The sequence below is a fragment of the Lysobacter sp. DMC97 genome (assembly GCF_056313745.1).
This window is the reverse complement of the sequence record NZ_JBQUZR010000005.1, coordinates 177,839-203,366: the sequence shown is the minus strand read 5'-3', so window position 1 is coordinate 203,366 and position 25,528 is coordinate 177,839. Positions and strand designations below refer to the sequence as shown.

The following is a 25,528-nucleotide window of genomic DNA, read 5'->3' as shown; positions in this document are numbered from 1 at the left end:
TCGTGATGGCGGGCCAGGGCCCGCCCTACAAGATCACGTTGGCAGGGCAGGGCGATCGGAATGAGGTGGTCGTTGCGCCATGGACGGCATCGCGGCGCATTGCCGGCCCGCAAAACTCGATGCGTAGGGCGGGCCCTGGCCCGCCGTCATGGCGTCGCAGGCGGCAGGCGTGGTGATCGAAGCCGCTTCGATCATCGTCCGGCGTGATCGGTCGTCTCGTGATGGCGGGCCAGGGCCCGCCCTACGAAATCACGTCGGCCGCGATCACTCGATGTCGTCCTCGAAGTCCGCCAGCGCTGCGGTCACCGCCGCGTCTTTGCGGTAGCGGGCCCTCAGTCGCGCGAGTTCGGCGTCGGTGCCGGTGCAGAGCTTCGCGAGCGCGGACGCGATCTGTTTCCGGCGTGTGCCCTCGGGATCGTCCTCGGGCTCGGGCACCGGTTCGCCGCGGAAGTGGTCGCAGCCTTCGCGGCGTTCGATGAAGTCGCGGACCTCGCGCGGCAACGGCTTCGAATCGCCCGCGGCAGACGCGCAGGGCGTGCCGCCGAGCAGGACGATCGCGAGGCCGGCCGTGATCGCGAGGCGCATCGTGCTTACTCCGCGCGGCCGCCGAATTCGCCGGTGGTGGTGTTCACCCACACCTTCTCGCCGTTGGCGATGTATTCCGGCACCTGGATCTCGATGCCGGTGTTGAGCTTCGCCGGCTTCGGGCGCTTGGTGGCGGTGCCGCCCTTGAGTTCCGGCGGCGTCTCGACCACTTCCAGCACCACGCTCTGCGGCAGTTGCAGGCCGACCGGCGCGTCGTCGATCACCTGCACGTAGCAGCCGGTCAGGCCGTCGGTGATGTAGCCGGCGCCGTCGCCGACGACATCGGCGTCGAGCGTGTACGGCGTGAAGTCCTCGTCGTCCATGAACACGAACGCGTCGCCGTCCTTGTACGAGAACGTGGCCTGGCGGCGGGCGAGATCGACTTCCTTGAGGTCGTCGTCGCCGCCGACGCTGATGTCCAGCTTGTTGCCGCCGGGCACGCTGTACATGGTGAAGCGGTACTTCACGTTGCCGCCGCGGCCCTGCGGCGAGCTGCGTTCGATGTCGCGGATCTGGTACGCGCCGCCGTTGTATTCGACGACGTTGCCCTTCTTGATGTCGTAAGCCTTCATGTGGGTTTCTCTGTAGGGTGGGCCTTGGCCCACCATCGCGACGGTTCGGTCGAAGGTCGCAATGATCGTGGTGGTTTCGTGGGAGGTCCGGAGCGACCGGATGCGTCGTGATGGCGGGCCAAAGCCCGCCCTACGCAAGCCGGATCATTTCGGAGCGAGGCGCGTGGCGCCGTCGAGGCGGATGGTCTCGCCGTTGAGGTACACGTTGCCGAGGATGTAGGCCACGAGGTCGGCGAATTCCTCCGGCTTGCCCAGGCGCGAGGGGAACGGGATCGACGCCGACAGCGACTGCTGCACGCTCTCGGGCATGCCGTCGACCATCGGGGTCCAGAAGATGCCGGGGGCGACGGTCATCACGCGGATGCCGAAGCGTGAGAGCTCGCGCGCCATCGGCAGGGTCATGCCGACCACGCCGCCCTTCGACGCCGAATAGGCCGCCTGGCCGATCTGGCCTTCGTAGGCCGCGACCGACGCGGTGTTGACGATCACGCCGCGCTCGCCGTCGGCGTTGGCATCGTTGGCCTGCATCAGCTGCGCGGCGGCCTTGGCGACGTTGAAGCTGCCGACCAGGTTCACCATCACAGTGGTCTGGAACTGCGACAGCGGCATCGGGCCTTCCTTGCCCAGCACGCGGCCGGCGCCGAGGATGCCGGCGCAGTTGATCGCGGCGTTGAGGCCGCCGAGGAAGTCCTTCGCCGCCGCGACGTTGGCGACGACGCCGGCTTCGTCGGTGACGTCGGTGCGGAAGTAGCGGGCGTTGGCCTCGCCCAGTTCGGCGACCGCGGTGGCGCCCTTGTCGTCGTTGACGTCGAACAGGGCGACCTTGCCGCCGTGGGCGACGAGGTGCTTCGCCACCGCGAAACCGAGGCCGGAAACGCCGCCGGTGACGAGGGCGCGGGTGTCGGAAAGCTGCATGCGCATGGTCCGTGAATGCGAAAGGCGGGATTTTAGCGCACCGGCCCGAGAGGTCGGCCGGGGGACAGCCGGGGCGCGGCCGTCGGCGGCGCCCGCCCGGGACAGGTGCCGGGCCGGCGTGGTATACCTGTCGGGCATGTTCCGGCCTCGACCGGCACGTCGACAATTCCGTTTTCCAGTCGTATCCCTTCAGAGACGCGTCATGGCTGATACGAGACTGCCGGCAGTGGCCACTGCCGGATGCCACGGGCGCCCGCGTGCGTCCGCGCCTGCCGCGCATCGCGCCGGGCGCTGCCGATCGGCCCGCCGGGCCGGCCCTCCGCAGGCCCCCGCGTGCCTGCCGTTCCTGCTTTCCACGCCGGTTTCCACACCCGTTCCCACGCTTTACGGGGCCGCCCGCTCCCCCACAGCCGTTGCGCCTGTCCGTCTCCCCCGAGTCCACGGCGGCGCGGCGGTTCTGCCCTGTCCGCGGGCGCGTTCCCGTTTTCTTGCAGCGCACGCCGCAGGCCGGAGGTGCGCATGACCGCGCCCGTCGACCGCCCGGGGCGTGCGGCCCCGTTCACCCGCGCCGCCGCAGCGCTGGCCCTGCTGCTGGCGCTCGCCGGTTGCCGGCAGGCGCCCGCACCGGCGGCGCCTGCGCCGGCCACCTCGCCCACACCGGCTGCCTCGCCCGCACCTGACGCCGCGGCCACGCCCGCGGCCGCCTCCCAGGGGAAGACACAGATGACGGAACTCGACGCTCTCCTCGCGCTGTACGTGACGGACGCGGGGGCGCAATGGCGCGCCTACGACGGTCTCGCGCAGGTCCACTGGAACGATGCCGCACCGGTCGAGAACGATGCAGTCGCCGATCCGGCGCTGCGCTTCTCGCGCAGCGGCCGCGTGCTGCTGACCGGCTTCGGCGAGGCCGCGCTGCCCGACGGCAACGCCGGCGCCGATGCCGGGGTGCGCATGGGCAACGAAGGCGAGGCCGGGTTGACGCTCAACGGCGACGCCGACCGCGTGAACGAGATCGCGGTCGTGAAGTTCTACCCCAGCGACGACTACGAAAAGGTGCTCGCCGCGCAGTTCCCGGCTGCCGCGGTGGCGCCGGTCGCCGACCAGTGCACGGTCGATGCCTACGGCGGCGAGAACGTCCAGCACAACGCGTTCTACCGCATCGACCTGGGCGGCGAGCGCGCGGTCTTCGTCGAGGCCTACGTCGACGAGGACGGCGGTCCCGCCGGCCCCGGTTCCACCACGTTCGTGTTCACCCGCGACAAACCCGCTGCGCGCATCGCGTCGATGCGTTGCCGCGAACGCTGACCGGCGCCGCGCCGGTTCCTTTCCACCACGTCGATATCCACTCGAGGGGCAACACCATGGCTGATGATCGACAGCGGGCAGTGGCCACTGCCAATGCGTACCACCAGGGCAACATCGCCGGACTCGATCAGGCCGAAACCCGGCGCCTGGTCGCGTCCACGGTACTGACCGAGAGCAGCGGCGGCGACCTCGCCGTCACCAACAAACAGGGTTACGTCGGCCGCTACCAGGCCGGCGCCGGCTGGCTGGTCGAGGCGGGTCTGGTCGACCGCGAGAAGTACGAGAAGGCGTTCAAGGCGTCGGGCGCCCGCACCGAATGGGAGTGGGCGAGCAACGGCGGCATGACCCGCTTCCTGCACGAGGACGGCAACTGGAAGAACGGCCTGAGCCTGGAGAAGTACAAGGCCTCGGCCGACATCCAGGACAAGGCGTTCAAGACCAATTGCGACAAGCTGTACGCCCGCGCCGTGCGCGAGCACGTGCTCGACGAGAACAGCCCGCCCGAGCGTGTCGCCGGCTACCTCAAGGCGGCGCACCTCGGCGGCTACGGCGCCGGCAAGGCGGTGCTGGAAGGGCGTCCGGTGCATGCCGACGCCAATGGCACCACGCCGTACAAGTACTACAACGACATCGCCCGCAACGGCGACAACCTCGACCAGCTCATGGCCCGTGGCGGTCGCGACCATGCGCCCGTGCGCACGGCCGACGCGCAGGTACCGTCGCCCGCGCGCACGGCCGCCGCGCCCGAGCCGTTCGCGGCCAGCGCGTTCCTGCGCCAGCAGACGCCGGAAACGCGTGCCTACCTCGATCTGGTCGCGTGGAAGGAAGTCGGGCATTCGCTCAACGCCGACGGCTCGCCGTCCGGCTACCGCGAGCGCAACGGCGTGCCCGGCAGTCGCGGACTGATGCCGGAATCGGCGATCGCCGACAACGGCACGCTGCCGCGCGACGAGCTGCGCTACAACGTCGGCCGCTACCAGATGAAGCTGGTCGACGTCGAGGACATGCGCAATCGCTACGATCGCAAGATCGACGACTTCTCGCCGGAAAGCCAGGACCGCATCGCGGTGGCGAAGATGCGTGACCGCGGCGTCATGCGCGAGCTGGAGCAGGGCGACATCCGCGGCGCGATCGAACGTGGCGGCAAGGAATGGGCATCGCTGCCCGGTTCGCCCTACGGCCAGGTGCAGCGCGGCTACACGGTCGAGAAGGCCGTCGATTACTACGAGCAGCGGCTCGCGTTCCATCGCGCGCTGGACCGCGGCCAGCCGCCGCCGGCGCAGACCGAGACGCCCGCGGCGTCGCGCGATGCCATGGCCGACGGCGTGCTCAAGCACGGTGAGCGCGGCGATGCGGTGAAGCACCTGCAGGAAGCGCTGAACAAGGCCGGCATCCGCGACGACAAGGGCCAGCCGCTGCCGACCACCGGCTACTACGGCGACATGACCGAAGCCGCGGTGCGCAAGTACCAGACGCAGCACGGGCTGTCGGTCGACGGCAAGGCCGGCCACGACACGCTGGGCGCACTGGGCCTGCCGCAGAAGCCGGGCCAGGAACGCGCGCCGACGCCCGCACAGCAGGCGCATCCGCAGCAGGCGCCCTCGCAGCAGCCGCATCCGCAGCAGCAGCCGCCTCAACAGCAGGCTCCGCAGCAGCAGGCTCCGCAGCAGCAGGCTCCGCAGCAGCAGGCGCCCGCGCATCCGGGCGAATCCCATCCGTCGCCGCCGCGCAGCGATGCCGGTGCGCCGCCGCCGCCGAAGTCGGATGCACCGAAGCCCGACGCGCCGGCGCACGGCGGCGGGCAGCCGTCGATCGCCGATCCGAAGCACCCGGATCACCGGCTGTACGAGCAGGCGATGGCGAACCTGCAGCAGCTCGGCCCCAGCGGTGGCTTCAAGTCGCAGGACGAACTGGCGAAGGCGGCCGCGGCTGTCGCTGCCGACGCGAAGGCGAGCGGGCTGGGCTCGATCGACCACGTCAGCAAGGCGAACACGCCGAACGGGCAGACGCTGCTGATCGCGGTCGAGGGCAATCCGGCGAATCCCGCGTCGAAGAACTCGTACATCGACTACACGCAGGCGACCACGCAGACGGTCGAGCAGAGCAGTCGCATGGCCGAAGCGGTGAAGCCGGCCGAGGCGCAGGTCGCGCAGGAGCAGGCCCGGAGCGTGTCCGGCCGCTGAGGCCGGCGTCGGGCAGGCAGCGGGGCCGCGTCCGCGCGGCCCTGCCAGCGGCGGGTCAGGCCAGCAGCGTCGCGATCAGGTCGCGGTGGCGCACGATCTGCGCTTCGCGGCGCAGGCGGCTGGCGGTGAAGATCGCGCACATCTCGTCGACCGCGGTCTCGAACGTCTCGTTGACGATGACGTACTCGAATTCGTCGTGGTGCGACATCTCCTCGCGCGCGTTCGCCAGCCGGCGCGCGATGGTGTCCTCGCTGTCCTGGCCGCGCTTGCGCATGCGCTCTTCCAGCGCTTCACGCGACGGCGGCAGGATGAACACGCCCACCGCGTCCGGCACGTGCAGGCGCACCTGCTGCGCGCCCTGCCAGTCGATTTCCAGCAGCACATCGTGGCCGGCGGCCAGCTGCGGCTCCACCGACTGCCGCGCGGTGCCCTTGAGGTCGCCGTGGACGTTCGCCCACTCGAAGAAGTCGCCGGCGTCGATCATTCGCCGGAACTCGTCCTCGCTGACGAAGTGGTAGTGCTGCGCATGGCGCTCGCCCGGGCGCATGCCGCGCGAGGTGAACGAGATCGACAGCGCGATGTCCGGGAAGCGCGCCAGGCAGGCGTTGACGATGCTGGACTTGCCGGCGCCGGACGGGGCCGCGACGATGAAGAGGGTTCCGCGCATGTTCGCTTTCGCAGGCTCGATTCGTTGTTCCGGCGGGCCTGGCGGCGACAGGCCGCCCGGGCCGGGGGGAGGGGAGTGTACCCCGTTCCCCGGCCGGCGACCGGCCGCCGGTCGCGGCGGGCCGGCCCGTGCGCCGGAGTCACTCGATGTTCTGGGCCTGCTCGCGGATCTGGTCGATCAGCACCTTCAGCTCCACCGCCAGCGCGGAAGTGCGCGCGTCCACCGACTTCGAGCCGAAGGTATTCGCCTCGCGGTTGAACTCCTGCAGCAGGAAGTCGAGCCGGCGGCCCACCGCCTCCTTCTGCTTCAGCGCGCGGCGCAGTTCGGCGATGTGGCTGTCGAGGCGATCCAGCTCCTCGTCCACGTCCAGCTTCTGCAGCGCGAGGACCAGCTCCTGCTCGAAGCGGCCCGGATCCAGCGGCTGCGGCAGGTCGGCGAGGCGGTTCTCCAGCTTCTGGCGCTGGCCGGCACGGATCGCGGGCATCAGCGTGCGTGCGTCGGCGGCGTGCTGGGCGATCGCGTCCACGCGCTCCAGGATCACCGTCGCCAGCTTGCCGCCCTCGCGTTCGCGGGCCTCGACGAACTGCGCCAGCGTCTCGTCCAGCAGCGACAGCGCCTCGGCGTGCAGCGCGGCCGGATCGTCGGCGTGCGACTGCAGCACGCCGGGGAATTTCAGCAGATCGGTCATCTCGACCTGCATCGTCGGGAAGTGCTCCTGCAGGTTGCGGCCCAGCGCCGCCAGCTGCGCCACGCGCGCGGCGTTGAGCTGCAGCGCGTCGTCGCGCTCGTCGGTGCGCAGGCGCATCGTCAGGTCGAGCTTGCCGCGCGAGATCCGCGCCGCGATGCGTTCGCGCAGCGCCGGCTCGGCCGCGCGCAGGTCGTCGGGCAGGCGGGTGCCGATTTCGAGGAAGCGGTGGTTCACCGCGCGCAGCTCGCAGCCGAGCGTGCCCCAGGGCGTGCTCCGCTCGGCGGCGGCGAAGGCGGTCATGCTGCGGATCATCGGAAGTCCTGGCCGGGCGCCGGAGTCGGCGGGGGCGTCATTGTCCGCCATCCGGCGGGCGGGTTGGGATGCATCGTTCCCGGGCGGGGGCGCCGCGGCCCCGGTGCTAGACTGCGCCGCCCGCACGCCGAGCCCTCCGCATGACCATCGCCCGTCCCAGTGGCCGCCGCCCCGACCAGCTGCGCCCGGTCCGCATCGAACGCGGCCACACCCGCCACGCCGAGGGCTCGGTCCTCGTCTGCTTCGGCGAGACCCGCGTGCTGTGCACGGCCAGCGTCGAGAACAAGGTGCCCGGCTTCCTGCGCGGCAAGGGCGAGGGCTGGATCACCGCCGAATACGGCATGCTGCCGCGCGCCACCCACACCCGCAGCGACCGCGAGGCCGCCCGCGGCAAGCAGGGCGGGCGCACGCTGGAGATCCAGCGCCTGATCGGCCGCGCGCTGCGCGCCTGCGTCGACCGCAACGCGCTGGGCGAACGCACCATCACCCTCGACTGCGACGTGCTGCAGGCCGACGGCGGCACCCGCACCGCGGCGATCACCGGCGCCTACGTCGCGCTGGTCGATGCGGTGCGCTGGCTGCAGACGCGCAAGGACTACGTGCCGCCGAAGGGCGGGCGCGACCCGATCCACGGCGCGGTCGCCGCGGTGTCGGTCGGCGTGTACCGCGGCGTGCCGGTGCTGGACCTCGACTACGCCGAGGACAGCGACTGCGACACCGACATGAACGTGGTGATGAACGACGGCGGCGGCTTCATCGAACTGCAGGGCACGGCCGAAGGCCATGCCTTCCGTCGCGACGAACTCGACGCGCTGCTGGCACTGGCCGAGCAGGGCATCGGCGAACTGCTCGCGGCGCAGCGCGCGGCGCTGGCGGAGTGAGCATGGCCGCGCGCAAGCACATCGCCTGTTTCGCGCTGGTGGTCGACGACTACGACCGCGCGATCGATTTCTACGTCAACGCGCTCGGCTTCGAACTGCGCGAGGACCGCCTGCTCGGCGCGGTGCCGGGCAACGCGGCGAAGCGCTGGGTGGTGGTCGCACCCGTCGGCGCCGAGACCGGTGTGCTGCTGGCGCAGGCGGCGAACGACGCCCAGCGCGCGAGCATTGGTCGCCAGACCGGCGGCCGCGTCGGCTTCTTCCTGCATACCGATGACTTCCGCCGCGACCACGCCGCGATGCTCGCCAAGGGCGTGCACTTCGTCGAGGCGCCGCGCGAGGAGGCCTACGGCACCGTGGTGGTGTTCGAGGACCCGTACGGCAACCGCTGGGACCTGGTGGAACCGCGCGGATGAAGCTCGTCCTCGCCAGCGGCAACGCCGGCAAGCTCGCCGAACTGCGCGACCTGCTGGGCGATCTCGACGTGGAGTTGCACGCGCAGTCCGAATTCGGCGTCGAGGACGCCGACGAGACCGGCCTGACCTTCGTCGAGAACGCGATCCTCAAGGCGCGGCATGCCGCGCGCGCCACCGGCCTGCCCGCACTGGGCGACGATTCGGGCATCTGCGTCGACGTGCTCGACGGCGCGCCGGGCCTGTACAGCGCGCGCTACAGCGGCGTGCACGGCGACGCCGCGGCGAACATCGCGAAACTGCTCGACGCCCTGCGTGACGTGCCCGACGAACGTCGCACCGCGCGCTTCGTCTGCGTGCTGGCGCTGCTGCGCCACGCCGACGATCCGCAGCCGCTGATCGCCGAAGGCGTCTGGGAAGGCCGCGTGCTGCATGCGCCGCGCGGCGCCGGCGGCTTCGGCTACGACCCGGTGTTCTTCGACCCGGAACGCGGGCAGGGCGCGGCCGAACTCGACGCCGCGTTGAAGAACCGCATCAGCCATCGCGGCCGCGCGCTGGACGTGCTGCGCGCGCGCCTGCTGCGCGATGGCGCCTGACGCTGCACAGAGGCGAGTCCGGACGCGTGCCGGACTCGCGCCTGGCCCGGACGGGCCGGTGGATCGTCAGGGACAGCCGCCCGGACGCGGGCACCACGTCAGATCGTGGTCGTCGGTCGGCGGCGACCCCATCGCCACGGGCGACAGCGACAGCGCGAGCAGCAGCACCAGCATGACTTTCCTGCGAAGTTTCATCGTCATTCTCCCTATGATGTCCAGTGGCCCGCCGGCGGCAGGCGCATCGATCCTCACACACGGTCGGGAGGGCTGCAAATGACGTTCCCGCCGCTTTCGCTCTACGTCCACCTGCCGTGGTGCGTGCGCAAGTGCCCGTACTGCGACTTCAACTCGCACGAGTACCGCGACGGCGCCGGCGGCCCGCCGCCGTTCGCCGCCTACGTCGATGCGCTGATCGCCGATCTCGACTTTGACCTGCCGCTGGCCTGGGGCCGCACCGTGCACAGCGTGTTCTTCGGCGGCGGCACGCCCAGCCTGTTCCCGGCCGAGGCCATCGACCGCTTCCTGCAGGCGGCGAGCGCGCGGCTGCGCTTCGCGCCCGGCTGCGAGATCACGCTGGAGACCAATCCCGGCACCGCCGAGCACGGCCGCTTCGGCGATTACCTGCGCGCCGGCGTCAACCGCGTGTCGTTCGGCATCCAGAGTTTCGACGACGGCTGCCTGCGGCGGCTGGGCCGCATCCACGACAGCGCGCAGGCCGAGGCGGCGGTGAAGCTGGCGCAGGACGCGGGCCTCGACAACCTCAATCTCGACCTGATGTACGCGCTGCCCGGGCAGACACTGCCGATGGCACTGCACGACCTCGAGCGCGCGTTCGCGCTGGCGCCGGCGCACATCAGCCATTACCAGCTGACGCTGGAGCCGAACACCGTGTTCGCCGCGCGCCCGCCCGAGCACCTGCCCGACGAGGACCTCGCCTGGGACATGCAGGAGCAGGGCCAGGCGCGGCTCGCCGCTGCCGGTTACGCGCAGTACGAGATCAGCGCCTACGCGCAGCCCGGCCGCCAGTGCGCGCACAACCTCAACTACTGGCGCTTCGGCGACTATCTCGGGATCGGCGCCGGCGCGCACGGCAAACTCACGCTGCCGGCCGGGGTCGAAGACGGGGGCGAGGGCGGCGACGGCCGGATCCTGCGGCGCTGGAAGCTCAAGCATCCGGCTGCCTATCTGGCGCAGGCCGGCACCGCGGCGGCGATCGGCGGCGACACCGACATCGCGCCGGCGCAGCGCCCGTTCGAGTACATGCTGAACCTGCTGCGGCTGCGCGAGGGCTTCGCGCTGGCGGCGTTCGAGGCGCGCGCCGGGCTGCCGCGCGCGGCGATCGCCGCGCCGCTGGCGGAGGCGGTGGACGCCGGCTGGCTGGTCGTCGAGGACGAGCGCGTGCGGCCGACGGAAACCGGCCTGCGCTTCGCGAACGACGTGATCGCGCGGTTCCTGCCCGACGACGCGGCGCCCGCGCCGACGGTCTTGCCGGTGGGCTCGGGGCCGTCGGCATGACGCGTTTCGCCGACCTTCCATGCGGTCCGGTGTGGTCCGGCAGTTGGCTCGCCATGGCCGGACATGTTAAGAAATGCGGCTACCGTCGCACTTCGACAGGTTGAGATGGCAGCGCCGACAGACCCGCAGGACCAAGCGCCGAAGACCCTGGCCACCGCCGGGCTTCCCCGCCGCGTGCGGCGCAGCCTCGACCGCACGCTGGCGCTGGTCAGCGAGGAACTGGAGAAGAACCTCGTCGCGGCCATCTCCGATTTCGAGGAAGAACTCTTCCGGCTGGCCGAGCGCGGCGGCACCACCGGCGGCGGTGGCGGCACCGACTACATGCACATCCTGCGCGTGGTGCGGCTGAACCGGCACGACCTGGTGCCGCGCTTCATGCAGTTGCTGGAAGCCGGCCTCGCCGGCCTGCGCAAGCCCGGCCTGCCGCCCGGCCTGTCGCGGTCGCCGTCCACGCCGCCGCAGCCGCTCAATTTCCGCAACCTCAGCCTCGTCGACGAATCGATGATGGACGAGGGTGCGGTGCTGCACGAGATCGCGTCGCGCCAGGAATCGCGCACCAACCTCGTGCTGCACCTGCTGGGCCAGCGCTTCGCGGTGCTGGCCGCCGCGCCGGCCTTCGACGGCGAACGCATCCCGCTGGGCCCGCAGGCGCTGTGCCGCGCCATTCGCCACTCGGTCGAACCGCTGCAGCTCGACCACGGCGCGCGGCTGCTGTTCTACCGCACGTTCGACCGCCGGGTGATGTCGCAGTACCCCGGGTTGTGCGAGAAGCTCGACGCGCTGCTGCTGGAGGAGGGCGTGCTGCCCGGCCTCAGCTACGTGCCGATGCGGTCGCGCAGCGGGGCCGGCGACGAGGACGCGCCGAACGTGCGCACGGTCGAGGAGCCCGCACCGAAGCGTACGCCCGGACAGGCCGGTGCCGCGCCGTCGCCGCATGGCGGTGCCCGGTCGGACGGTGCGCCCGGCGGCGGGCCGGCCGGCGCGGGGACCCGCGGCGGCGGGCCGATGGGCGGTTTCGGCGGTCATGCGGCCGGTCCGTCGGGCAGCGGCGCGCAGGCGCCCGGTCCTTCCGGTGCGCCCGGCGGCGGCGACGCCCCGTACGACGCCAACCGCCCGCACACCGTGTGGCTGGGGCAGGCGATGCCGCAGGCCGAAGTCAACGAGATGCAGGCGTTCCGCGAGCTGCACCAGTTGCTCAGCCAGCGCCGGCTGCAGAACGAGCGCCTGAATCCGGTCCCGCCCGGCGCGCGCAGCGAGACCCCCATCACCACCCGCGACCTGCTGCAGACGCTGGGGCGGATGGACGCCGAGCCGACCATGCCCGGCGGCGCGGCGACCATCGAGGACATCAAGCAGTCGCTGCTGGCGCAGGCCCGCCAGCAGTACGGCAAGCCGGTGGCGCTGGCCCCGGCCGACAACGACACCTTCGATCTGCTCGGCCTGCTGTACAACCACCTGCAGAAGGAGATCCGCGACGACGCCCCGGCCGCGGCGCTGGTCAAGCGCCTGCAGGTCACCTTGCTGCGCGTGGCGTTGCAGGACCGCGCCTTCTTCGTCCGCCCGAACCATCCGGCGCGCCAGTTGCTGGGCACGGTGTCGGAAACCGCGGCGAAATGGCTGGGCGACGACGACATCGATCCGTCGCTGCTGACGCCGCTGCAGGAGGCCGTCACCCACGCCGTCAAGAACTTCGATGGCGACGTCGCCGTCTTCGAGCAGAGCAACCAGCAGCTGAAGACCCACATCGACGCGCAGGCCAGGCGCGCCGAGACGCTCGAAAAGCGCCACGTCGAGGCCGCGCGCGGCAAGGAAAAGCTCGAGGCCGCCAAGCAGCGCGCCGAGCAGGTGCTGGCCGAGGTGATGGGCGATGCGTCGCTGCCCAAGTTCACCCGCGCCCTGCTCAACCAGTCGTGGGCCGACGTGCTCACGCTCACCTTCCTGCGCCACGGCGAAGGCTCGGAGGAGTGGAAGCGCCAGCTTGAGGCCACGCGCCAGGTCGTCGCCGCCTGCACCCATCGCGACACCGATGCCGAACACCCGGCGCTGAAGACGCACGTCGAGAGCGCGCTCAAGCAGGTCGGCTACCACGACGAGGAAGCCGACGTCATCGCCCGCCGGCTGTCGAGCAGCCTCCGCGAGGACGAGGACGGCGAGTCCCGCACCGAACTGACGATGAAGCTCAAGGCGCGCGTGCGCCTGGGCGAGGAAGCGGCGCAGAAGGCGCGCAAGCCCGACCTGCCGACGCGCAGCGAACACGAGCAGGAGTGCTACGAACAGCTGCGCCTGCTGCCGTTCGGCACATGGCTGGAATTCGTCACCAACCAGCAGGGCGACGTCATCCGCCGCCGCATGTCGTGGTTCAGCCCGGTCACCGGCAACGCGCTGTTCGTCAACCAGCGCGGCCAGCGCGTCGGCGAGCACTCGCTCGACAGCCTCGCGCGGATGATGGCCAAGGACCAGGTGCGCATCGTCACCGCGCAGCGCGCCGGCCTGGTCGATCGTGCCTGGCACGCCGCCATCAACGCCCTGCGCACCCTCACCGGCACGCGTCGCGAAGGCGCCGAGGACGAAGCCGCCGCGCCGCCGGCCGACATCGCCGTGCGCTCCGTCCCGGCCGCGCCCGTGGTGCCGCCGGAAAGCGCCGCCGCGCGATCGGTCGCCACCGCCGTGCCGCCACCGCTGCGCACCGTCGAACCCTACCCGGGCCTGATCGGTGACGAATCCGCGCCGCCGCCGAAGGGAGACACGCCATGACCGCCCGCGAACACCGGCGTTCCCCGCGGCGCAAGGTCGCCGAGACCGTGCGCGTCGCCGACGTCATGACCGAAGAGATCGTCGGCCGCGTCGGCAACCTGTCCGAAGGCGGCATGCTGCTGATCGCCAGCGTGCCGCTGACCGAGGACGCGCTGTACCAGTTCCGCTTCCGCCTGCCGGGCGACGGCGCCACCGACATCGAGGCCGGCATGCACCTGCTGTGGCTGGACCGCGCCAGTTCGCCGGGGCAGTCGTGGGCCGGCTTCCGGTTCATCTCGATGAGCGACGCCCATCGCGACGCGCTGCATGCGTGGGTCGAAGCGCCTGGTGCGCATTACGATTAGAGCGTGTCATGCACTTTTCCATGCGCCGCGAAGCCCGTCCGCGGGCGCGAGCCAAGGCTGCGCCACTGACCTTGCCTCGGCGGCCCGGGGACGCAACGCGGTGCATGGAAAAGTGCATGACACGCTCTGAGCGTCCGGCCGGCCCGTGGGCGCGGTCGTTTTCCCCACTTCCCGCGAGCCTGCCATGACCGCCGATCCGTCCCGCCTGTATGCCGATCACCTCGCCGTCGTCCGCGCCCGCGCCGATGCGGCGCTGGCGCGCGGCGGCTTCGACCACCTCGTGGTGCCCAGCGGCACGCTGCACTACCAGCTGTTCGACGACCGCGACTATCCCTACGCGGTCAATCCGCAGTTCAAGGCGTGGCTGCCGGTCACGCACGCGCCGGGCAGCTGGCTGGTGCATACGCCGGGCCAGCGCCCGCAGCTGATCTTCCTGCAGCCGCACGACTACTGGCACGTGGTGCCGCAGGCGCCCAGCGGCGAATGGGTCGAGCACTTCGACATCCACGTCATCCGCGAGGCCGACGACGCGAAGCACCTGCTGCCGAAGAACGCCGCGCGCTGCGCGATCCTCGGCGAGGCGCAGAGCGCGCTCGGCGCGTACGGCGCCTATGCGCCGAACAACCCGCAGGCGGTGCTCGACTACCTGCACTACCACCGCGCGTACAAGACGCCGTACGAGATCGCGATGATGCGCGAAGCCACGCGCTGGGGCGTGCGCGGGCACCGCGCCGCCGAGCGTGCGTTCCGCGCCGGTGCCAGCGAGTTCGGCATCCACCTGGCCTACTGCCAGGGCGCGCGCCAGGACGCGCACGACCTGCCGTACACCAACATCGTCTGCCTCGACGCACACGCCGCGGTGCTGCACTACACCGATCGCGACCGCACCGCGCCCGCGCACGCGCGCAGCTTCCTGATCGACGCCGGCGCCAGCCATCGCGGCTACGCCTGCGACATCACCCGCACCTATGCCGCGGACACCGGCGGCGAATTCCAGGCGATGATCGACGCCGTCGACGCCGCGCAGCAGCGCATGTGCGCGCAGGTCCGCGCCGGCACCGACTACCGCCAGATCCACCTCGACGCGCACCTCTCGCTGGCCCGCATCCTCAAGTATTTCGAGCTGATCCACGTTTCACCCGAAGTCGCGGTGGAAACCGGCGTCAGCAGCGCCTTCTTCCCGCACGGCATCGGCCACGGCATCGGCCTGCAGGTGCACGACGTCGCCGGCTTCGCCGCCTCCGACGCCGGCGGCACGATCCCGAAACCCGACGGCCATCCGTACCTGCGCCTCACCCGCACCCTCGAACCCGGCATGGTCGTCACCATCGAACCGGGGATCTATTTCATCGACATGCTCCTCGACGCACTCAAGGACAAGGGCCTCGGCCCGAGCATCAACTGGGACCGCGTCGCGCAGTTCAAGCCTTTCGGCGGCATCCGCATCGAGGACGATGTCGTGTGCACCGAAGGCGATGCGGTGAACCTGACGCGGGAAGGGTTTGCGGCGGGGTGATGCGCTTGTAGGAGCGCCGGAAGGCGCGACGCGTGAGCCCAAAGTCGATCCGGCCGCGCTGGTACGTACCGATCGCGGTGCTGTGCGCGCCCATGCTGGTGCTTCTGCCGCTGTATGGTGCTGACGAACCTTTTCGTATCGTACTCATCGCCGGCCATCTGCTCGGGATCGTGTCGAGCATCGTCTGGCTGCGATCGATTCGCCATGTGCGGCAACGTATTGGCGTGTGCGTGTTGCTCGCGTGGTATCTGCTTCCTGCGCTGAGTCTTGCGCTTGGCGTGATCGGGCGGTGAGGCTTGCGAATCTCCAGGCGTGGCGGCCATCGTTTCCCGTGGCCGCGCGCAGCAGGGAGGTTGACCCGTCGGCGGCGCAAGCGCAGGCTCGACATCATGGCCCTGTTCCCGGGCCGGCGCCGATCCCTTGTCATGTCGTGTGTCCTTCGCGCCGCGGGTGAACATTTCGATGTCGATCTGTTCCTGGCCGGCGGTGGCCTTGGACCGGACAGGGTTTGGCTAAAAGGCGAAGCGACGCTGTCGAAGCGTCATCCGTCCAGAACGTCCGGTCTCTCCTTCGTCGTCAGCACGGCCGATTTTTCGGAGTTGGAAACCCAGTCCGACGACGCGCTGGCGTTCCTTTCCCGGAATGACGCTTTCGTGCGCGGGCTTGTGGCCTTTCCCGGCGTGGAAATGGTCGTGCTCGATTTCGCTGCCGAGATTCGCGATCTATTCTTTACGTCCTTCGACTTTCCCCCGGAATTGCTCTCTGCCATGGGGCGCCTCGGCGTGCGTCTGACGCTGTCCACCTATCCCGCATCTGACCGCTGACCTGCCTCCGAACGTCTTCTTCGGTGATCGGAAAAGCGGGGAGCGACGCGCCGCCAACAGCAGATCCCTCCGCGGGCTTCGCCCGCGTTCGGGATGACAATCCGGGAGGCTGCCGTGTCCGTTAGCGTAGGTGGGCGCTTCGTTCGATGTGCGGTGCGATCGGATCAGCCGCAATGGTGGGCCAGGGCCCACCCTACGCCTTCGCTTTTCGTAGGAGCGACGTGAATCGCGACGCGGCGAGCGCATCGGGTCGCGACTCACGTCGCTCCTACAAAGAGCGTCGATGCCCTGCGCGACGACGGGATCGTCCCGTCGTCGCACGCGTTGGTTCACGGGCCGGTGACGTACAACTGCGCCTGGCCGGCGTTGCCGGAAACGCCATTGCCGTTCGAGCCCGGCGTCGGCGTATTGCCGTTGTCGCCCCACTGCGGCTGCGGTCCCGGATTGGGGCAGTCGCTGCTCGACGAGAACACGCCGGTGGTCGCACCGTCGTCGCCCGGCGCGCCGCCGTTGCCCGGTGTCCCCGCGACGCCGCCCTGGCCGCCGGAGCCCGCGCTGGCATCGAGCGGCGGCGAATTGCCGAGCGTGGCATCGACCTTGACCGTGACCGCGATGCTGCCGCCGTTGCCGCCGGGGCCGCCCTGGCCGCCGCGCCCGCTGTCGCCGCCGCGTCCGCCATTGCCGCCGGTGCGACCGAACTCGCAGTCGTCGCCGTCGCCGCCCTTGCCGCCCTTGCCGCCGTTGCCGCCGTTGCCGCCGCGACCGCCGGCCCCGCCGTTGCCGCCGCGCGCCTGGATCGACACGCCCGGGAGCAGCGTGTTCGCTTCCAGGATGATGGTGCCGCCGTGGCCGCCGGGCCCGCCCGGGCCGCCTTCGCCGCCCGGTGTCCCGTTGCCGCCCGGGCCGCCGCGCGTCGCGCAGTCGTCGTCGATCCAGTTGCAGTTCGCTTTCTGTCCGTTGTTGCCGGCGCCGCCGCCGTTGCCGTCCGCGCCCTGGAAGCCGGTCGGTCCGGTGGGGCCGTTCATGATGATGTTCGCCATGGTGTTCGTCCTTTTCGTTGATGAGCGTCGCCGCGCGCCGCTGGCGCGTCAGGCGATGTTTCCCTGGATCGAGGCGCACTTGATCTTGAGGTAGGCGCCGGAAGAGCGGATGGTGCCGCCGACGTGGATGCGGATGTCGTTCGCCCACAGCAGCTTTGCGGAGGGCGACACCGACAGCGTCCCGTTCTTGCCCACGATGATGTCGTGCAGCAGGAACACGCCGATCTCGAACCCCGGCCGCACCCGCAGGCGCTCCCACCAGCGGTAGGCGTGGACGGCGAGCAGATCGTCCCACGCGATGTCGCGGCGATAGACCTCGGTCAGGCTGCGCGCCAGATGCGGATGGCACTGCCCGCGCAGGCGGCCGTAGTGCGCGCGGAACGCATCCGCGGGACGCACCTCGCCGCCGCCACTGCAGGCGCAGGCGTGCGCGTCCTGGCGGAAGGTATGGCGCGCGTTCTGCATCGCTTCGTCGTCGTCGGCGCGGATCGCTTCCGCGAGCCGCTTCTCGTCGAGCCCCTCGGGCAGGAACGACATCCGCTTGAGGTCGTCGATGGACGCCAGGCGTACGCGGGCGTGCGCCGCGGACGACGCGTCGAGTTCGACGGTCTTCTTCGCCCCGATCTCGAGGTCGCGACGGGTCGATTTCGCGGCTTCCGCCGCGCTGAGGACGCTGCGATCGCGCGATGCGGCAGCGGTCTTGGTCTTTTGCATGTCCACACTCCATGTTGGTGGCCGGAAGAGGGGCGCGTTCCGAGAATGGTGCGCATCCTGCGGCCGTCGTGCCCATGCCAGTCAACGCGCATGCGGCGGATTCGCGGCCAATCCTGCGCGGGATTTCGCGTGATACGCCGCGATGGCCGCATCGGTGCGTGCCATCGCGTTTGTCTTCAGCTTGGGCCTGCGATCGCGCAGCGGCCGTTCAAGGCGTGGCGCCGCGCTTCTCCCGCGCTGCGCGATGCGCGGTTTCCGCCATCACCCTGAACTGGCGTTCGCGCTTGAGCCACAGCTCGTGGCCGTCCAGCGCTTCCTGCACGATGCCGACGTCTTCCTCGAGGTCGGTCTTCGGGATCTGGCCGAAGGCGATGCGCATCGGCGCGGCCTTCTCGGCGAGCGCGTGCTGCATCGCGCCGAAGTACAGCGCGTTGTTGCCGTAGCGCTGGTTGATCTTGTCGAGCACCGCGCTCATCTCGCGGCTGCGGTGGCGTTCGGGCATGAGTTCGCCGCTGATCGCGCCGCGCGGTTCGAGGTGCACCAGCGTCACCGACACCGACAGCGGCGGATGGCGACGCTCCTTCCAGCGCCCGTTCGCGAGGGCGCGTTCCAGCGGTCGCAGGCTGTCGCCGAGCAATTTCAGGAAGGTCGGGGTGTCGTCGATCGGCGCGAACGCCAGGTCGCGCTCGAAGCGTTCGTCGCGGCCGACGAAGCGCATGCGGATGGCGAGGCCGCCGGCGAGGAACCCTTCGTGGCGCAGGCGCATCGCTGCCTTCGCCAGCAGCTTGAACAGCACCGAGCGCGCGCCGTCGTAGCTGCGCAGTTCCGGCCCCAGCACGTGCGAGTGCCCGACCGAGCCGCGTTCGCTCTTGCGCGCGGGCAGCTCGAAGCCGCGCAACTGCAGCCAGTAGCGTTCGCCCTCGATGCTGCCCCAGGCCGCGCGCAGGTGTTCGCGGGTCGCGGCGCAGAGTTGCTCGACCGTGTGGATGCCCGCGCGCTTCAGGCGCTTCTCCATCGATGGCCCGATGCCGCAGAAATCGCGCAGTTCCAGCGCGTGCAGGCGATGCGGCAGGTCGTCCTGTTCCAGCACGGTCAGGCCGTCCGGTTTCTGCATGTCGGACGCGGTCTTGGCGAGGAACTTGTTCGGCGCGATGCCGATGGAGCAGCCGATGGCGTCGAAGCCGCGGTCGAGGATCGTGCGCTTGATGCGTCCGGCGATTTCGATCGCGTTCTCGCGCACGCGCTCGCGGCCGATCAGCCAGCAGGGCACTTCGTCGATGGATTCCGGCGTGCCGTGCGGGATGCAGTCCTGGATCGCGTCCATCAGCGCGTGGTGCACCTCGACGTAGCGTGCGGGCCGCGCCTGGCGCAGCACGATGTCCGGGCAGCGCTGCTTCGCCTCCCACACCGGCGTGCCGGTCTTCACCCCGAAGGCCTTGGCCTCGTAGCTGGCGGCGATGCAGCAGGTGGTGTCGGCCATCACCGGCACCACGCCCACGGGCCGGCCGCGCAGGCGCAGGTCGTCCTGCTGCTCGACCGAGGCGAAGTACGAATTGAAGTCGACGAAGAGACAGCGCAGGGTCATGGGGCGGGTCGCAGGAAGGCTGCGGCACGTCCGCCCCAACGGGCGTGCGGGTGGTTCGGTGGGGAGGTCCCCGGGCCCGGTCGCCGGACCGGGAAGGCGATTATGGCACCGCCGGCCGGCCATCGACGCCGACCCGACCGGCGGCCGAGCATGAACGGCGGGCAGGGCGTGACCGTTGCCGGCTGGAGGCCGCTTCGCCGGTGTGGCCATACTCGGCCCTCATCCACGAGAGGGGAGCGTGCCATGTCCAGGGGCTTGCGTGCGGTCGTGCTGACGGTGGGGCTGCTGGCGGCGGGTGCCGCCGCGGCGAGCGGCATCAACGGGATCAACGGCGGGATGCCCAACCGCATCTCCATGAACGTGACGGTGCCGAAGCAGACCCAGGGCGCCACCTTCGGCGAGAAGGTCAACGCGGGCCTGCATGCCGCCGGCAGCGCGGTGTCCCAGGGCGCCAGCCTGACGATCACCTGCGGCCCCGCGACCTGCACCGTGGCGCTCCCCGACGGCAGCGGTTACCGCGCCGATCTGGATGCCATGACCCTGGCGCCGCTGACGCCCGGGCAAGGCAGGGCGGCGATGGCAGGCGGCGCCGTCCCCGGCGCCGGCATCGTGTCGGCCGCGGTGTCGTCGGTCGGCAATCTCTCCGGTGGCAGTGGCGCCGCGGCCGCGTCGTACGCGCGCACGGCCGCGCCGGCAGCGCTGGCCAGCCAGCGCCGCGCCAACGGCGATGTCGACGTCACCGAGCCGCTGGGCGACGGCGATTACGTGCTGAGCGTCGTGGTCGAGAAGGCGACCAGCGGCCTCAAGGACACGCTGAAGACGCAGGTGCGCATGGCCGCACCGCAGCGCATCCGCATCGACCTGGCCTTCGCTGTGGAAGGCGGCGTGCTGAAGGCGCGCCACGACACCGCGAAGAACACGATCGGCAACATCCGCTGAGCAGCGTCGCCGATCGTCACCGAAGCGCAGTCGCTCCGGACGTTACAGCATCACCAGCGGCTCTCCGCCGACGATCACCACGTCGGCGGGGCGGCGCGCGAACAGGCCGACGCTGACCACGCCGGGGATCTGGTTCAGGTCGCGCTCCATGCAGACCGGGTCGGTGATGGCGAGGCCGTGCACGTCGAGGATCCAGTTGCCGTTGTCGGTGACGACGTCGTCGCGCCACACCGGCTGGCCGCCGGTGATGCGCAGGATCTCGCGCGCCACCAGGCTGCGCGCCATCGGGATCACTTCCACCGGCAGCGGGAAGCGGCCGAGGATGCCGACCTGCTTGCTCGGGTCGATGATGCAGACGAACTTCGCGCTGGCCTCGGCGATGATCTTCTCGCGGGTCAGCGCGGCGCCGCCGCCCTTGATCAGGCGCCTGTGGCCGTCGCATTCGTCGGCGCCGTCCACGTACAGGGCCAGCGGGCCGGTGGCGTTGAGTTCGAGCACGTCGATGCCGTGGCCGCGCAACTGCGCGGTGCTCTGCTCGGAGCTGGAGACCGCGCCCTGGATGCGGTCCTTCATCCGGGCGAGGCCGTCGATGAAATAGGCGACCGTGGAACCGGTGCCGACGCCGACGATCATGCCGTCCTCGACGTAGTCGAGGGCTTTCTCGGCGGCCAGGCGTTTCGCTTCGGACATGGAATGGGGCACTTATTCGAGGGAAAGGATGGTTTTCCACTGCGCGGTGGTCACCGGCAGCACGGAAAGGCGGTTGCCCTTGCGGATCAACGCGAAGTCCTCGCCGAGGCGGTCGGCCTGCGCGCGGATCTCGTCGAGCGGGATGCCGCGGCCGAGGGTGCGCACGTGGCGCACGTCGACCAGGTCCCAGCGCGGCTGCTCGCGCGTGGATTTCTCGTCGAAGTACTTCGACTTGCGGTCGAACTGGGTGGGATCGGGATACGCCGCGGTGGCGACCTCGGCGACGCCGTACACGCCGGGCACGTCGGCGTTGGAGTGGTAGAACAGCACGCCGTCGCCGACCTGCATCTGGCGCATGAAGTTGCGCGCCTGGTAGTTGCGCACGCCGGTCCACGGCTCGACCTTGACCCGGGCGAGATCGTCGATGGAAAAGTCCTCGGGTTCGGACTTCATCAGCCAGTGGCGGATGCGGCTCATGCGGGCGTCGTGTGCGGAAGGAACGTGTCGGTGTCGGTGCAGACCGCGTCCAGCGGGACATCCCAGGCCTCGGCGGGCAGCGCGTCCACGCGCTGCACCGTGAAACCCGCGCCCACCAGCCAGGGCGGCGCGGCGGCGGCGTGGCGGAAGGCGAGGGTGCGATCGTACCAGCCGCCGCCCATGCCCAACCGGTGGCCGGCGGCGTCGAAGCCGACCAGCGGGGTGACGATCAGGGCCATGGCGCTGGCCGGCAGCGGGGTCGCGACCGGTTCGGGGATGCCGAAGCGGTTGGCGACCAGCGCCTCGCCCGGGCGCCAGGGCGCGAAGCCGAGCCGGCCGTCGTCGCCCAGCACGGGCAGGCAGTACTGCACCGCCGACGGCAGCCGCAGCTGCCAGACGTGCAGCGCGATCTCGCCGTCCATCGCCCAGTAGCCGGCGACGTGGCCGGCCTGCGGCGCGAACGGCAGCGCCAGCAGCCGCGCGGCGAGCGCTTCGGCGGCGGCGATGCGCGTCGCGGGCGCGAGGGCGCGGCGGGCGTCGCGCAGCGTGCGGCGCAGGGTGTCGCGCGCCGGATCGTGGGCATCGTTCATCGACGGAAGCAGAGGGCGCGAAGGGGGAAGTCGGAGGCGCATTGTGCGCCATGCGTCACATGGACATCAAAGCGATGCGGCGATGGCGGGCGGCGTGGCGGCAGCGTGCCGTGCATCCGTCGTGCATTCGTCATGTCGCGGAAACGAAAAGGCCCGCGTCGCGCGACGCGGGCCCTGTCGTGCGCGTGCGCGGCGCGCCGGGAAATCGAAGGCATCCTCCGCCATGTCGATGCGTGCGAAACGACCTTGAACCCGGGGTTCAAGTGGGAACGCTTGGCTTCCATCGGGCTTCCCGCTGCGAAGGCGGACATGCACACCCGGATTCCGTTGCGCCCCCGTGGTCGTCATTAAGGGACAAGGCGAATGTTTGCGCACACCGTCGGTCACGGCAGAGGACGCAGACGCAGTATAGGCGCGTCGCCGACGATGGCAAGCGCCATGCGTCGCGAAAGCGCGCGGCGTGCATGTGCGCATCGCGTGGAACATCGAATGCCGTGTTTCCCGCATGTTTCCCGCGCATCGCGCGGCGATGCGGCTCAGTCCGTCGACGGCAGTGCGTCGAGCCTGCGGTTCAGGTCGGCGAGCGTCTGCGCGAGTTCGCGATCGCGCACGCGCTGGCTTTCGCGCAGGAGTTCCAGTTCGTGCGCGAGGTTCAGCGCCGCGAGCACCGCGACGCGGTCGACGGCCGCCATGCGGTTGCCGCCGCGCACTTCGCGCATCTTCGTCTCGAGCAGCCGCGCCGCGGCGAGCAGGCTTTCGCGCTGCTCCGGATCGACGCCGACGGTGTACTCGCGGTCGAGGATCCGGATGTTAACCGCTTCGCTCATGGGCGGTGGCTCACGTGTGCTGTTCCAGCGACTTCAGCCGCGCGATCATCGCTTCCACGCGCGAACGCGCCTGTTCGTTCTTCGCCAGCAGCTGCGAGCGTTCGCTGGCCATCTGCTCCTGCTGCAGGCGCAGGCTGCGGTTCTCTTCGCTCAGGCGCTGCACGCGCTGGGCGAGGGCGTCGACCCGGGCGGCGAGGGCGCGCAGTTCGGCGATGGCGTCGGCGGTCTGCATCCGGGCACGATAGGCAGGCGCCCGCCGGGGGTCAAGCGTGGCCGGTGCCGGCCGGCACCGGGATCCCGCCGGCTGCCGCGACCGCCGCCGAGGTGGCCGCGGGCGACCACTCGCGGATGAACCGCTGGCAGGTCTCCGCATCGACCGGGCGGGACAGCCAGTAGCCCTGGATCTCGTCGCAGCGGAAGTGGTCGAGGAACCGCAGCTGGGTCTCGGTCTCCACGCCCTCGGCGACCACGGTCAGGCCCAGCGAGTGGGCCATGGTGATCACGGTGGTGGTGATCGCGGTGTCGTCCGGGTCGCGGTTCAGGTCGGTGATGAAGGTCTTGTCGATCTTCAGCGTGGTGATCGGCAGGCGCTTGAGGTAGGCCAGCGACGAATAGCCGGTGCCGAAGTCGTCGATCGCCAGCGACACGCCCATCTCGCGCAGCGCCTGCAGCTTGGCCGCGGACTGCTCGGCGTTCGCCATCAGCACGCTTTCGGTCAGTTCCAGTTCCAGCGCGTGCGGCGGGATGCCGGTGTCGACCAGCGCCTGCCGCACGATCTCGGTGAAGTCGCCGCGCAGCAGTTGCAGCACCGACACGTTGACCGCCATCGTCAGCCCGGTCTGGCCGGCGTCGTGCCAGCGGCGCAGCGTGCGGCAGGCCTCGCGCAGCACCCACTCGCCGATCTCCAGGATCAGGCCGCTTTCCTCGGCCAGCGGGATGAACTGGACCGGCGGCACTTCGCCGAAGTCCTCGCTGGTCCAGCGCAGCAGCGCCTCGACGCCGGTGATGCGGCGGGCGACGAGCGACATGCGCGGCTGGAACACCAGCCGCAGTTCGCCGCGGTCCAGCACCTTGTTCAGCGCGCTCGACAGCTGCGCGCGCCGGCGGTTGGCGATCTCCATGTGGTCGTCGTAGCGCACGAAGGTACGGCGGCCCGCGGCCTTGGCCTGGTACATCGCAGTGTCGGCCTGCTTCAGCAGTTCGGTCGGCACCTGGCCGTGGTCCGGGTACAGGCTGATGCCGATCGACGGCGAGATCACCACTTCCTGGCGGTCGTCGAGCACCAGCGGCGCCTCGAAGGCGGTGATGATCTCGCGCGCGACCTTGTCGGCGTCGGCGGGTTCGCTCAGGTTCTCCAGCACCACGGTGAATTCGTCGCCGCCGAGGCGGGCGACGGTCTGGTGCTCGCCCACGGTTTCCTGCAGGCGCATCGCCGCCGCGCGCAGGATGCGGTCGCCGGCGGTGTGGCCCAGCGAATCGTTGATGTCCTTGAACCGGTCCAGGTCGAGAAATAGTACTGCGATGCGGTGGTCCTGCCGGCGCGCACGCACGATCGCCCGCGACAGCCGTTCCGACAGCATCGCGCGGTTGGGCAGGTTGGTCAGGGTGTCGAAATTGGCGAGGTAGCGCAGTTCCTGTTCGGCGCGCTTCTGCTGGGTGATGTCGGTGATCACCGCGATGTAGATGCGGTGCTCGCCGTGGATGCTCTCGGTCGCATTGGACTCGATCTGGCACAGGAATTCCTGGCCGTTCTTGCGCCGCTGCCACATCTCGCCGGCCCAGTGGCCCTCGTTGGCCAGGCGCTGGCGGATGCGGTTGTAGAAGGCGACGTCGTGCTGGTTGCTGTCGAGCAGGCTGGCGTTCTGGGCCAGCACCTCGCGCTCGGCGTAGCCGGTGGTGCGGGTGAAGGCCGGGTTGATCGAGATGAAGTTGAAGTCGCGGTCCAGCACCATCACCGCTTCGTTCATGCTGCGCAGCACGGCGATCGCGATCCGGCGTTCGCGTTCGGCCTGGCGCACGCGGGTGATGTCGCGGGCGGTGCCGGCGATCCGGCGCACGCGGTTGTCGCCGTTGGCGGGAGCGGTGTCGACCGCGCGGCCGCGGGCGCGGACCCAGACCCATTCGCCGCGCTGGTCGAGGATGCGGTGCTCGGAGATGAACAGCTCGGCCTCGCCGCGCAGGTGGGCGCGCAGCTTGGCGTCGACCTGCGGCCGGTCGTCCGGATGGATGTTGTGGTCGCTTTCGGTGATGGTGCGGACGTGCAGGTCGCCGTGGCCGCGCGTCTCCACCCACATGCGGTGCATGTGCCCGCTCTTGAGGTCGTAGTCCCAGTACTGCTCGGAGGACGCCCACAGCGCGAGCTTCAGCCGTTCCTCGCGGTCGCGCAGTTGGGCGGAGTAGCGCTTCTCGGCGCGTGCGCGGCGGCCCAGCGCGAACACCAGCACCAGCAGCACCGCGCCGGCCACGGCCAGTGCGACGTACAACTGCAGGTTCGCGGTATCCGGCATGAGGCCCCCCGGCGCCCCCGGCGAAGCGCCCAGTGTACGGGCTCCGGGGGCGCTTGCCGAGCGAGGCCGCGCGGCGGGCCGTTGTACACTGC

26 protein-coding genes, 1 other RNA gene and 1 pseudogene are annotated in these 25,528 nt (G+C 70.6%); 12 read left to right on the top strand and 16 right to left on the bottom strand.

The genetic code is table 11. The features are described 5' to 3' along the window. Positions 1–264: 264 nt before the first annotated feature. The 3 genes from ACT53Q_RS12540 to ACT53Q_RS12530 all read right to left on the bottom strand — a co-directional run bounded on the left by ACT53Q_RS12540 (position 265) and on the right by ACT53Q_RS12530 (position 2,072). The gene (locus ACT53Q_RS12540; RefSeq protein WP_476186985.1) at positions 265–585 is read right to left on the bottom strand and encodes a hypothetical protein; all 321 of its coding nucleotides are present in this window, start codon (positions 583–585) and stop codon (positions 265–267) included. Positions 586–590: 5 nt separating this feature from the next. After that, positions 591–1,157: an elongation factor P-like protein YeiP gene (yeiP, locus tag ACT53Q_RS12535; RefSeq protein ID WP_476171812.1), complete on the bottom strand. Its 567-nt coding sequence runs from the start codon at positions 1,155–1,157 to the stop codon at positions 591–593. 144 nt (positions 1,158–1,301) lie between these two features. Further along, a complete protein-coding gene (locus tag ACT53Q_RS12530; protein WP_476186984.1) occupies positions 1,302–2,072 on the bottom strand; it encodes an SDR family NAD(P)-dependent oxidoreductase in 771 nt (256 codons plus the stop codon). 519 nt (positions 2,073–2,591) lie between these two features. On the opposite strand from ACT53Q_RS12530, the gene ACT53Q_RS12525 reads away from it, so the two are divergent. Next, complete coding sequence (locus ACT53Q_RS12525) at positions 2,592–3,377, top strand: hypothetical protein (RefSeq protein ID WP_476186983.1); 786 nt, start codon at positions 2,592–2,594, stop codon at positions 3,375–3,377. A gap of 80 nt (positions 3,378–3,457) precedes the next feature. Beyond that, a complete protein-coding gene (locus ACT53Q_RS12520; RefSeq protein WP_476186982.1) occupies positions 3,458–5,560 on the top strand; it encodes an XVIPCD domain-containing protein in 2,103 nt (700 codons plus the stop codon). Positions 5,561–5,615: 55 nt separating this feature from the next. Here ACT53Q_RS12520 and gmk read toward each other — a convergent pair whose 3' ends face one another. Together gmk and ACT53Q_RS12510 are read right to left on the bottom strand one after the other, a co-directional pair. After that, the gene (gene gmk, locus ACT53Q_RS12515; RefSeq protein ID WP_476186981.1) at positions 5,616–6,227 is read right to left on the bottom strand and encodes a guanylate kinase; all 612 of its coding nucleotides are present in this window, start codon (positions 6,225–6,227) and stop codon (positions 5,616–5,618) included. A gap of 139 nt (positions 6,228–6,366) precedes the next feature. Further along, entirely contained in the window at positions 6,367–7,227 is an 861-nt protein-coding gene (locus tag ACT53Q_RS12510) for a YicC/YloC family endoribonuclease (RefSeq protein WP_476186980.1), read from the bottom strand. A gap of 140 nt (positions 7,228–7,367) precedes the next feature. Between ACT53Q_RS12510 and rph the strand changes: the two genes are divergently transcribed. Genes rph through rdgB form a run of 3 tightly spaced genes read left to right on the top strand, consistent with a single transcriptional unit; the run spans position 7,368 to position 9,114 of the window. After that, the gene (rph, locus tag ACT53Q_RS12505) at positions 7,368–8,108 is read left to right on the top strand and encodes a ribonuclease PH (RefSeq protein WP_476186979.1); all 741 of its coding nucleotides are present in this window, start codon (positions 7,368–7,370) and stop codon (positions 8,106–8,108) included. A gap of 2 nt (positions 8,109–8,110) precedes the next feature. Further along, on the top strand, positions 8,111–8,521 hold the full coding sequence (locus tag ACT53Q_RS12500; protein WP_476186978.1) for a VOC family protein: 411 nt from the start codon (positions 8,111–8,113) through the stop codon (positions 8,519–8,521). Further along, a complete protein-coding gene (gene rdgB / locus ACT53Q_RS12495) occupies positions 8,518–9,114 on the top strand; it encodes an RdgB/HAM1 family non-canonical purine NTP pyrophosphatase (RefSeq protein ID WP_476186977.1) in 597 nt (198 codons plus the stop codon). Before ACT53Q_RS12500 ends, rdgB begins: the two co-directional genes overlap by 4 nt. A gap of 66 nt (positions 9,115–9,180) precedes the next feature. On the opposite strand, the gene ACT53Q_RS12490 is transcribed toward rdgB, so the two are convergent. Beyond that, positions 9,181–9,309, bottom strand: coding sequence for a hypothetical protein (locus tag ACT53Q_RS12490; protein ID WP_476186976.1), 129 nt, complete (start codon positions 9,307–9,309; stop codon positions 9,181–9,183). Positions 9,310–9,387: 78 nt separating this feature from the next. Here ACT53Q_RS12490 and hemW point away from each other — a divergent pair, with 78 nt between their 5' ends. The 6 genes and pseudogenes from hemW (at position 9,388) to ACT53Q_RS12460 (ending at position 16,067) form a co-directional block, all read left to right on the top strand. Further along, positions 9,388–10,629 (top strand): radical SAM family heme chaperone HemW, encoded by a 1,242-nt coding sequence (gene hemW, locus ACT53Q_RS12485; RefSeq protein WP_476186975.1) that lies wholly within the window; start codon positions 9,388–9,390, stop codon positions 10,627–10,629. Between the two features lie 105 nt (positions 10,630–10,734). Beyond that, positions 10,735–13,173 (top strand): annotated as a pseudogene (locus tag ACT53Q_RS12480) (DUF1631 family protein); the annotation flags it as partial. Positions 13,174–13,379: 206 nt separating this feature from the next. Beyond that, positions 13,380–13,727, top strand: coding sequence for a PilZ domain-containing protein (locus ACT53Q_RS12475; RefSeq protein ID WP_476171823.1), 348 nt, complete (start codon positions 13,380–13,382; stop codon positions 13,725–13,727). A 184-nt stretch (positions 13,728–13,911) separates the two neighbouring features. Then, a complete protein-coding gene (pepQ, locus tag ACT53Q_RS12470) occupies positions 13,912–15,243 on the top strand; it encodes a Xaa-Pro dipeptidase (RefSeq protein ID WP_476186974.1) in 1,332 nt (443 codons plus the stop codon). 32 nt (positions 15,244–15,275) lie between these two features. Next, complete coding sequence (locus tag ACT53Q_RS12465; RefSeq protein ID WP_476186973.1) at positions 15,276–15,536, top strand: hypothetical protein; 261 nt, start codon at positions 15,276–15,278, stop codon at positions 15,534–15,536. A gap of 96 nt (positions 15,537–15,632) precedes the next feature. After that, positions 15,633–16,067 carry a hypothetical protein gene (locus ACT53Q_RS12460; protein WP_476186972.1) on the top strand — a complete coding sequence of 145 codons (435 nt, stop codon included), beginning with the start codon at positions 15,633–15,635 and terminating at the stop codon, positions 16,065–16,067. A gap of 329 nt (positions 16,068–16,396) precedes the next feature. Here ACT53Q_RS12460 and ACT53Q_RS12455 read toward each other — a convergent pair whose 3' ends face one another. The 3 genes from ACT53Q_RS12455 to ACT53Q_RS12445 all read right to left on the bottom strand — a co-directional run bounded on the left by ACT53Q_RS12455 (position 16,397) and on the right by ACT53Q_RS12445 (position 19,406). Continuing rightward, on the bottom strand, positions 16,397–17,107 hold the full coding sequence (locus tag ACT53Q_RS12455; protein WP_476186971.1) for a hypothetical protein: 711 nt from the start codon (positions 17,105–17,107) through the stop codon (positions 16,397–16,399). A 48-nt stretch (positions 17,108–17,155) separates the two neighbouring features. After that, entirely contained in the window at positions 17,156–17,821 is a 666-nt protein-coding gene (locus ACT53Q_RS12450; RefSeq protein WP_476186970.1) for a hypothetical protein, read from the bottom strand. 208 nt (positions 17,822–18,029) lie between these two features. Further along, complete coding sequence (locus ACT53Q_RS12445; RefSeq protein ID WP_476186969.1) at positions 18,030–19,406, bottom strand: DNA polymerase Y family protein; 1,377 nt, start codon at positions 19,404–19,406, stop codon at positions 18,030–18,032. Between the two features lie 243 nt (positions 19,407–19,649). On the opposite strand from ACT53Q_RS12445, the gene ACT53Q_RS12440 reads away from it, so the two are divergent. Beyond that, the gene (locus tag ACT53Q_RS12440) at positions 19,650–20,345 is read left to right on the top strand and encodes a hypothetical protein (protein WP_476186968.1); all 696 of its coding nucleotides are present in this window, start codon (positions 19,650–19,652) and stop codon (positions 20,343–20,345) included. A gap of 42 nt (positions 20,346–20,387) precedes the next feature. On the opposite strand, the gene rpiA is transcribed toward ACT53Q_RS12440, so the two are convergent. The 7 genes from rpiA to ACT53Q_RS12405 all read right to left on the bottom strand — a co-directional run bounded on the left by rpiA (position 20,388) and on the right by ACT53Q_RS12405 (position 25,436). Further along, a complete protein-coding gene (gene rpiA / locus ACT53Q_RS12435) occupies positions 20,388–21,035 on the bottom strand; it encodes a ribose-5-phosphate isomerase RpiA (RefSeq protein WP_476186967.1) in 648 nt (215 codons plus the stop codon). 12 nt (positions 21,036–21,047) lie between these two features. Continuing rightward, the gene (locus ACT53Q_RS12430; protein ID WP_476186966.1) at positions 21,048–21,512 is read right to left on the bottom strand and encodes an EVE domain-containing protein; all 465 of its coding nucleotides are present in this window, start codon (positions 21,510–21,512) and stop codon (positions 21,048–21,050) included. Further along, positions 21,509–22,102, bottom strand: coding sequence for a 5-formyltetrahydrofolate cyclo-ligase (locus ACT53Q_RS12425; RefSeq protein ID WP_476186965.1), 594 nt, complete (start codon positions 22,100–22,102; stop codon positions 21,509–21,511). The genes ACT53Q_RS12430 and ACT53Q_RS12425 overlap by 4 nt, the downstream gene beginning before the upstream one ends. 211 nt (positions 22,103–22,313) lie before the next feature. After that, a non-coding RNA gene (ssrS, locus tag ACT53Q_RS12420) (6S RNA) lies at positions 22,314–22,500 on the bottom strand. Between the two features lie 138 nt (positions 22,501–22,638). Next, positions 22,639–22,929, bottom strand: a complete 291-nt coding sequence (locus ACT53Q_RS12415) for a cell division protein ZapA (RefSeq protein ID WP_476186964.1) — start codon at positions 22,927–22,929, stop codon at positions 22,639–22,641. Positions 22,930–22,939: 10 nt separating this feature from the next. Further along, a complete protein-coding gene (locus tag ACT53Q_RS12410) occupies positions 22,940–23,161 on the bottom strand; it encodes a TIGR02449 family protein (protein ID WP_476171835.1) in 222 nt (73 codons plus the stop codon). Between the two features lie 31 nt (positions 23,162–23,192). Next, on the bottom strand, positions 23,193–25,436 hold the full coding sequence (locus tag ACT53Q_RS12405) for a putative bifunctional diguanylate cyclase/phosphodiesterase (RefSeq protein WP_476186963.1): 2,244 nt from the start codon (positions 25,434–25,436) through the stop codon (positions 23,193–23,195). Positions 25,437–25,528: the final 92 nt, after the last annotated feature.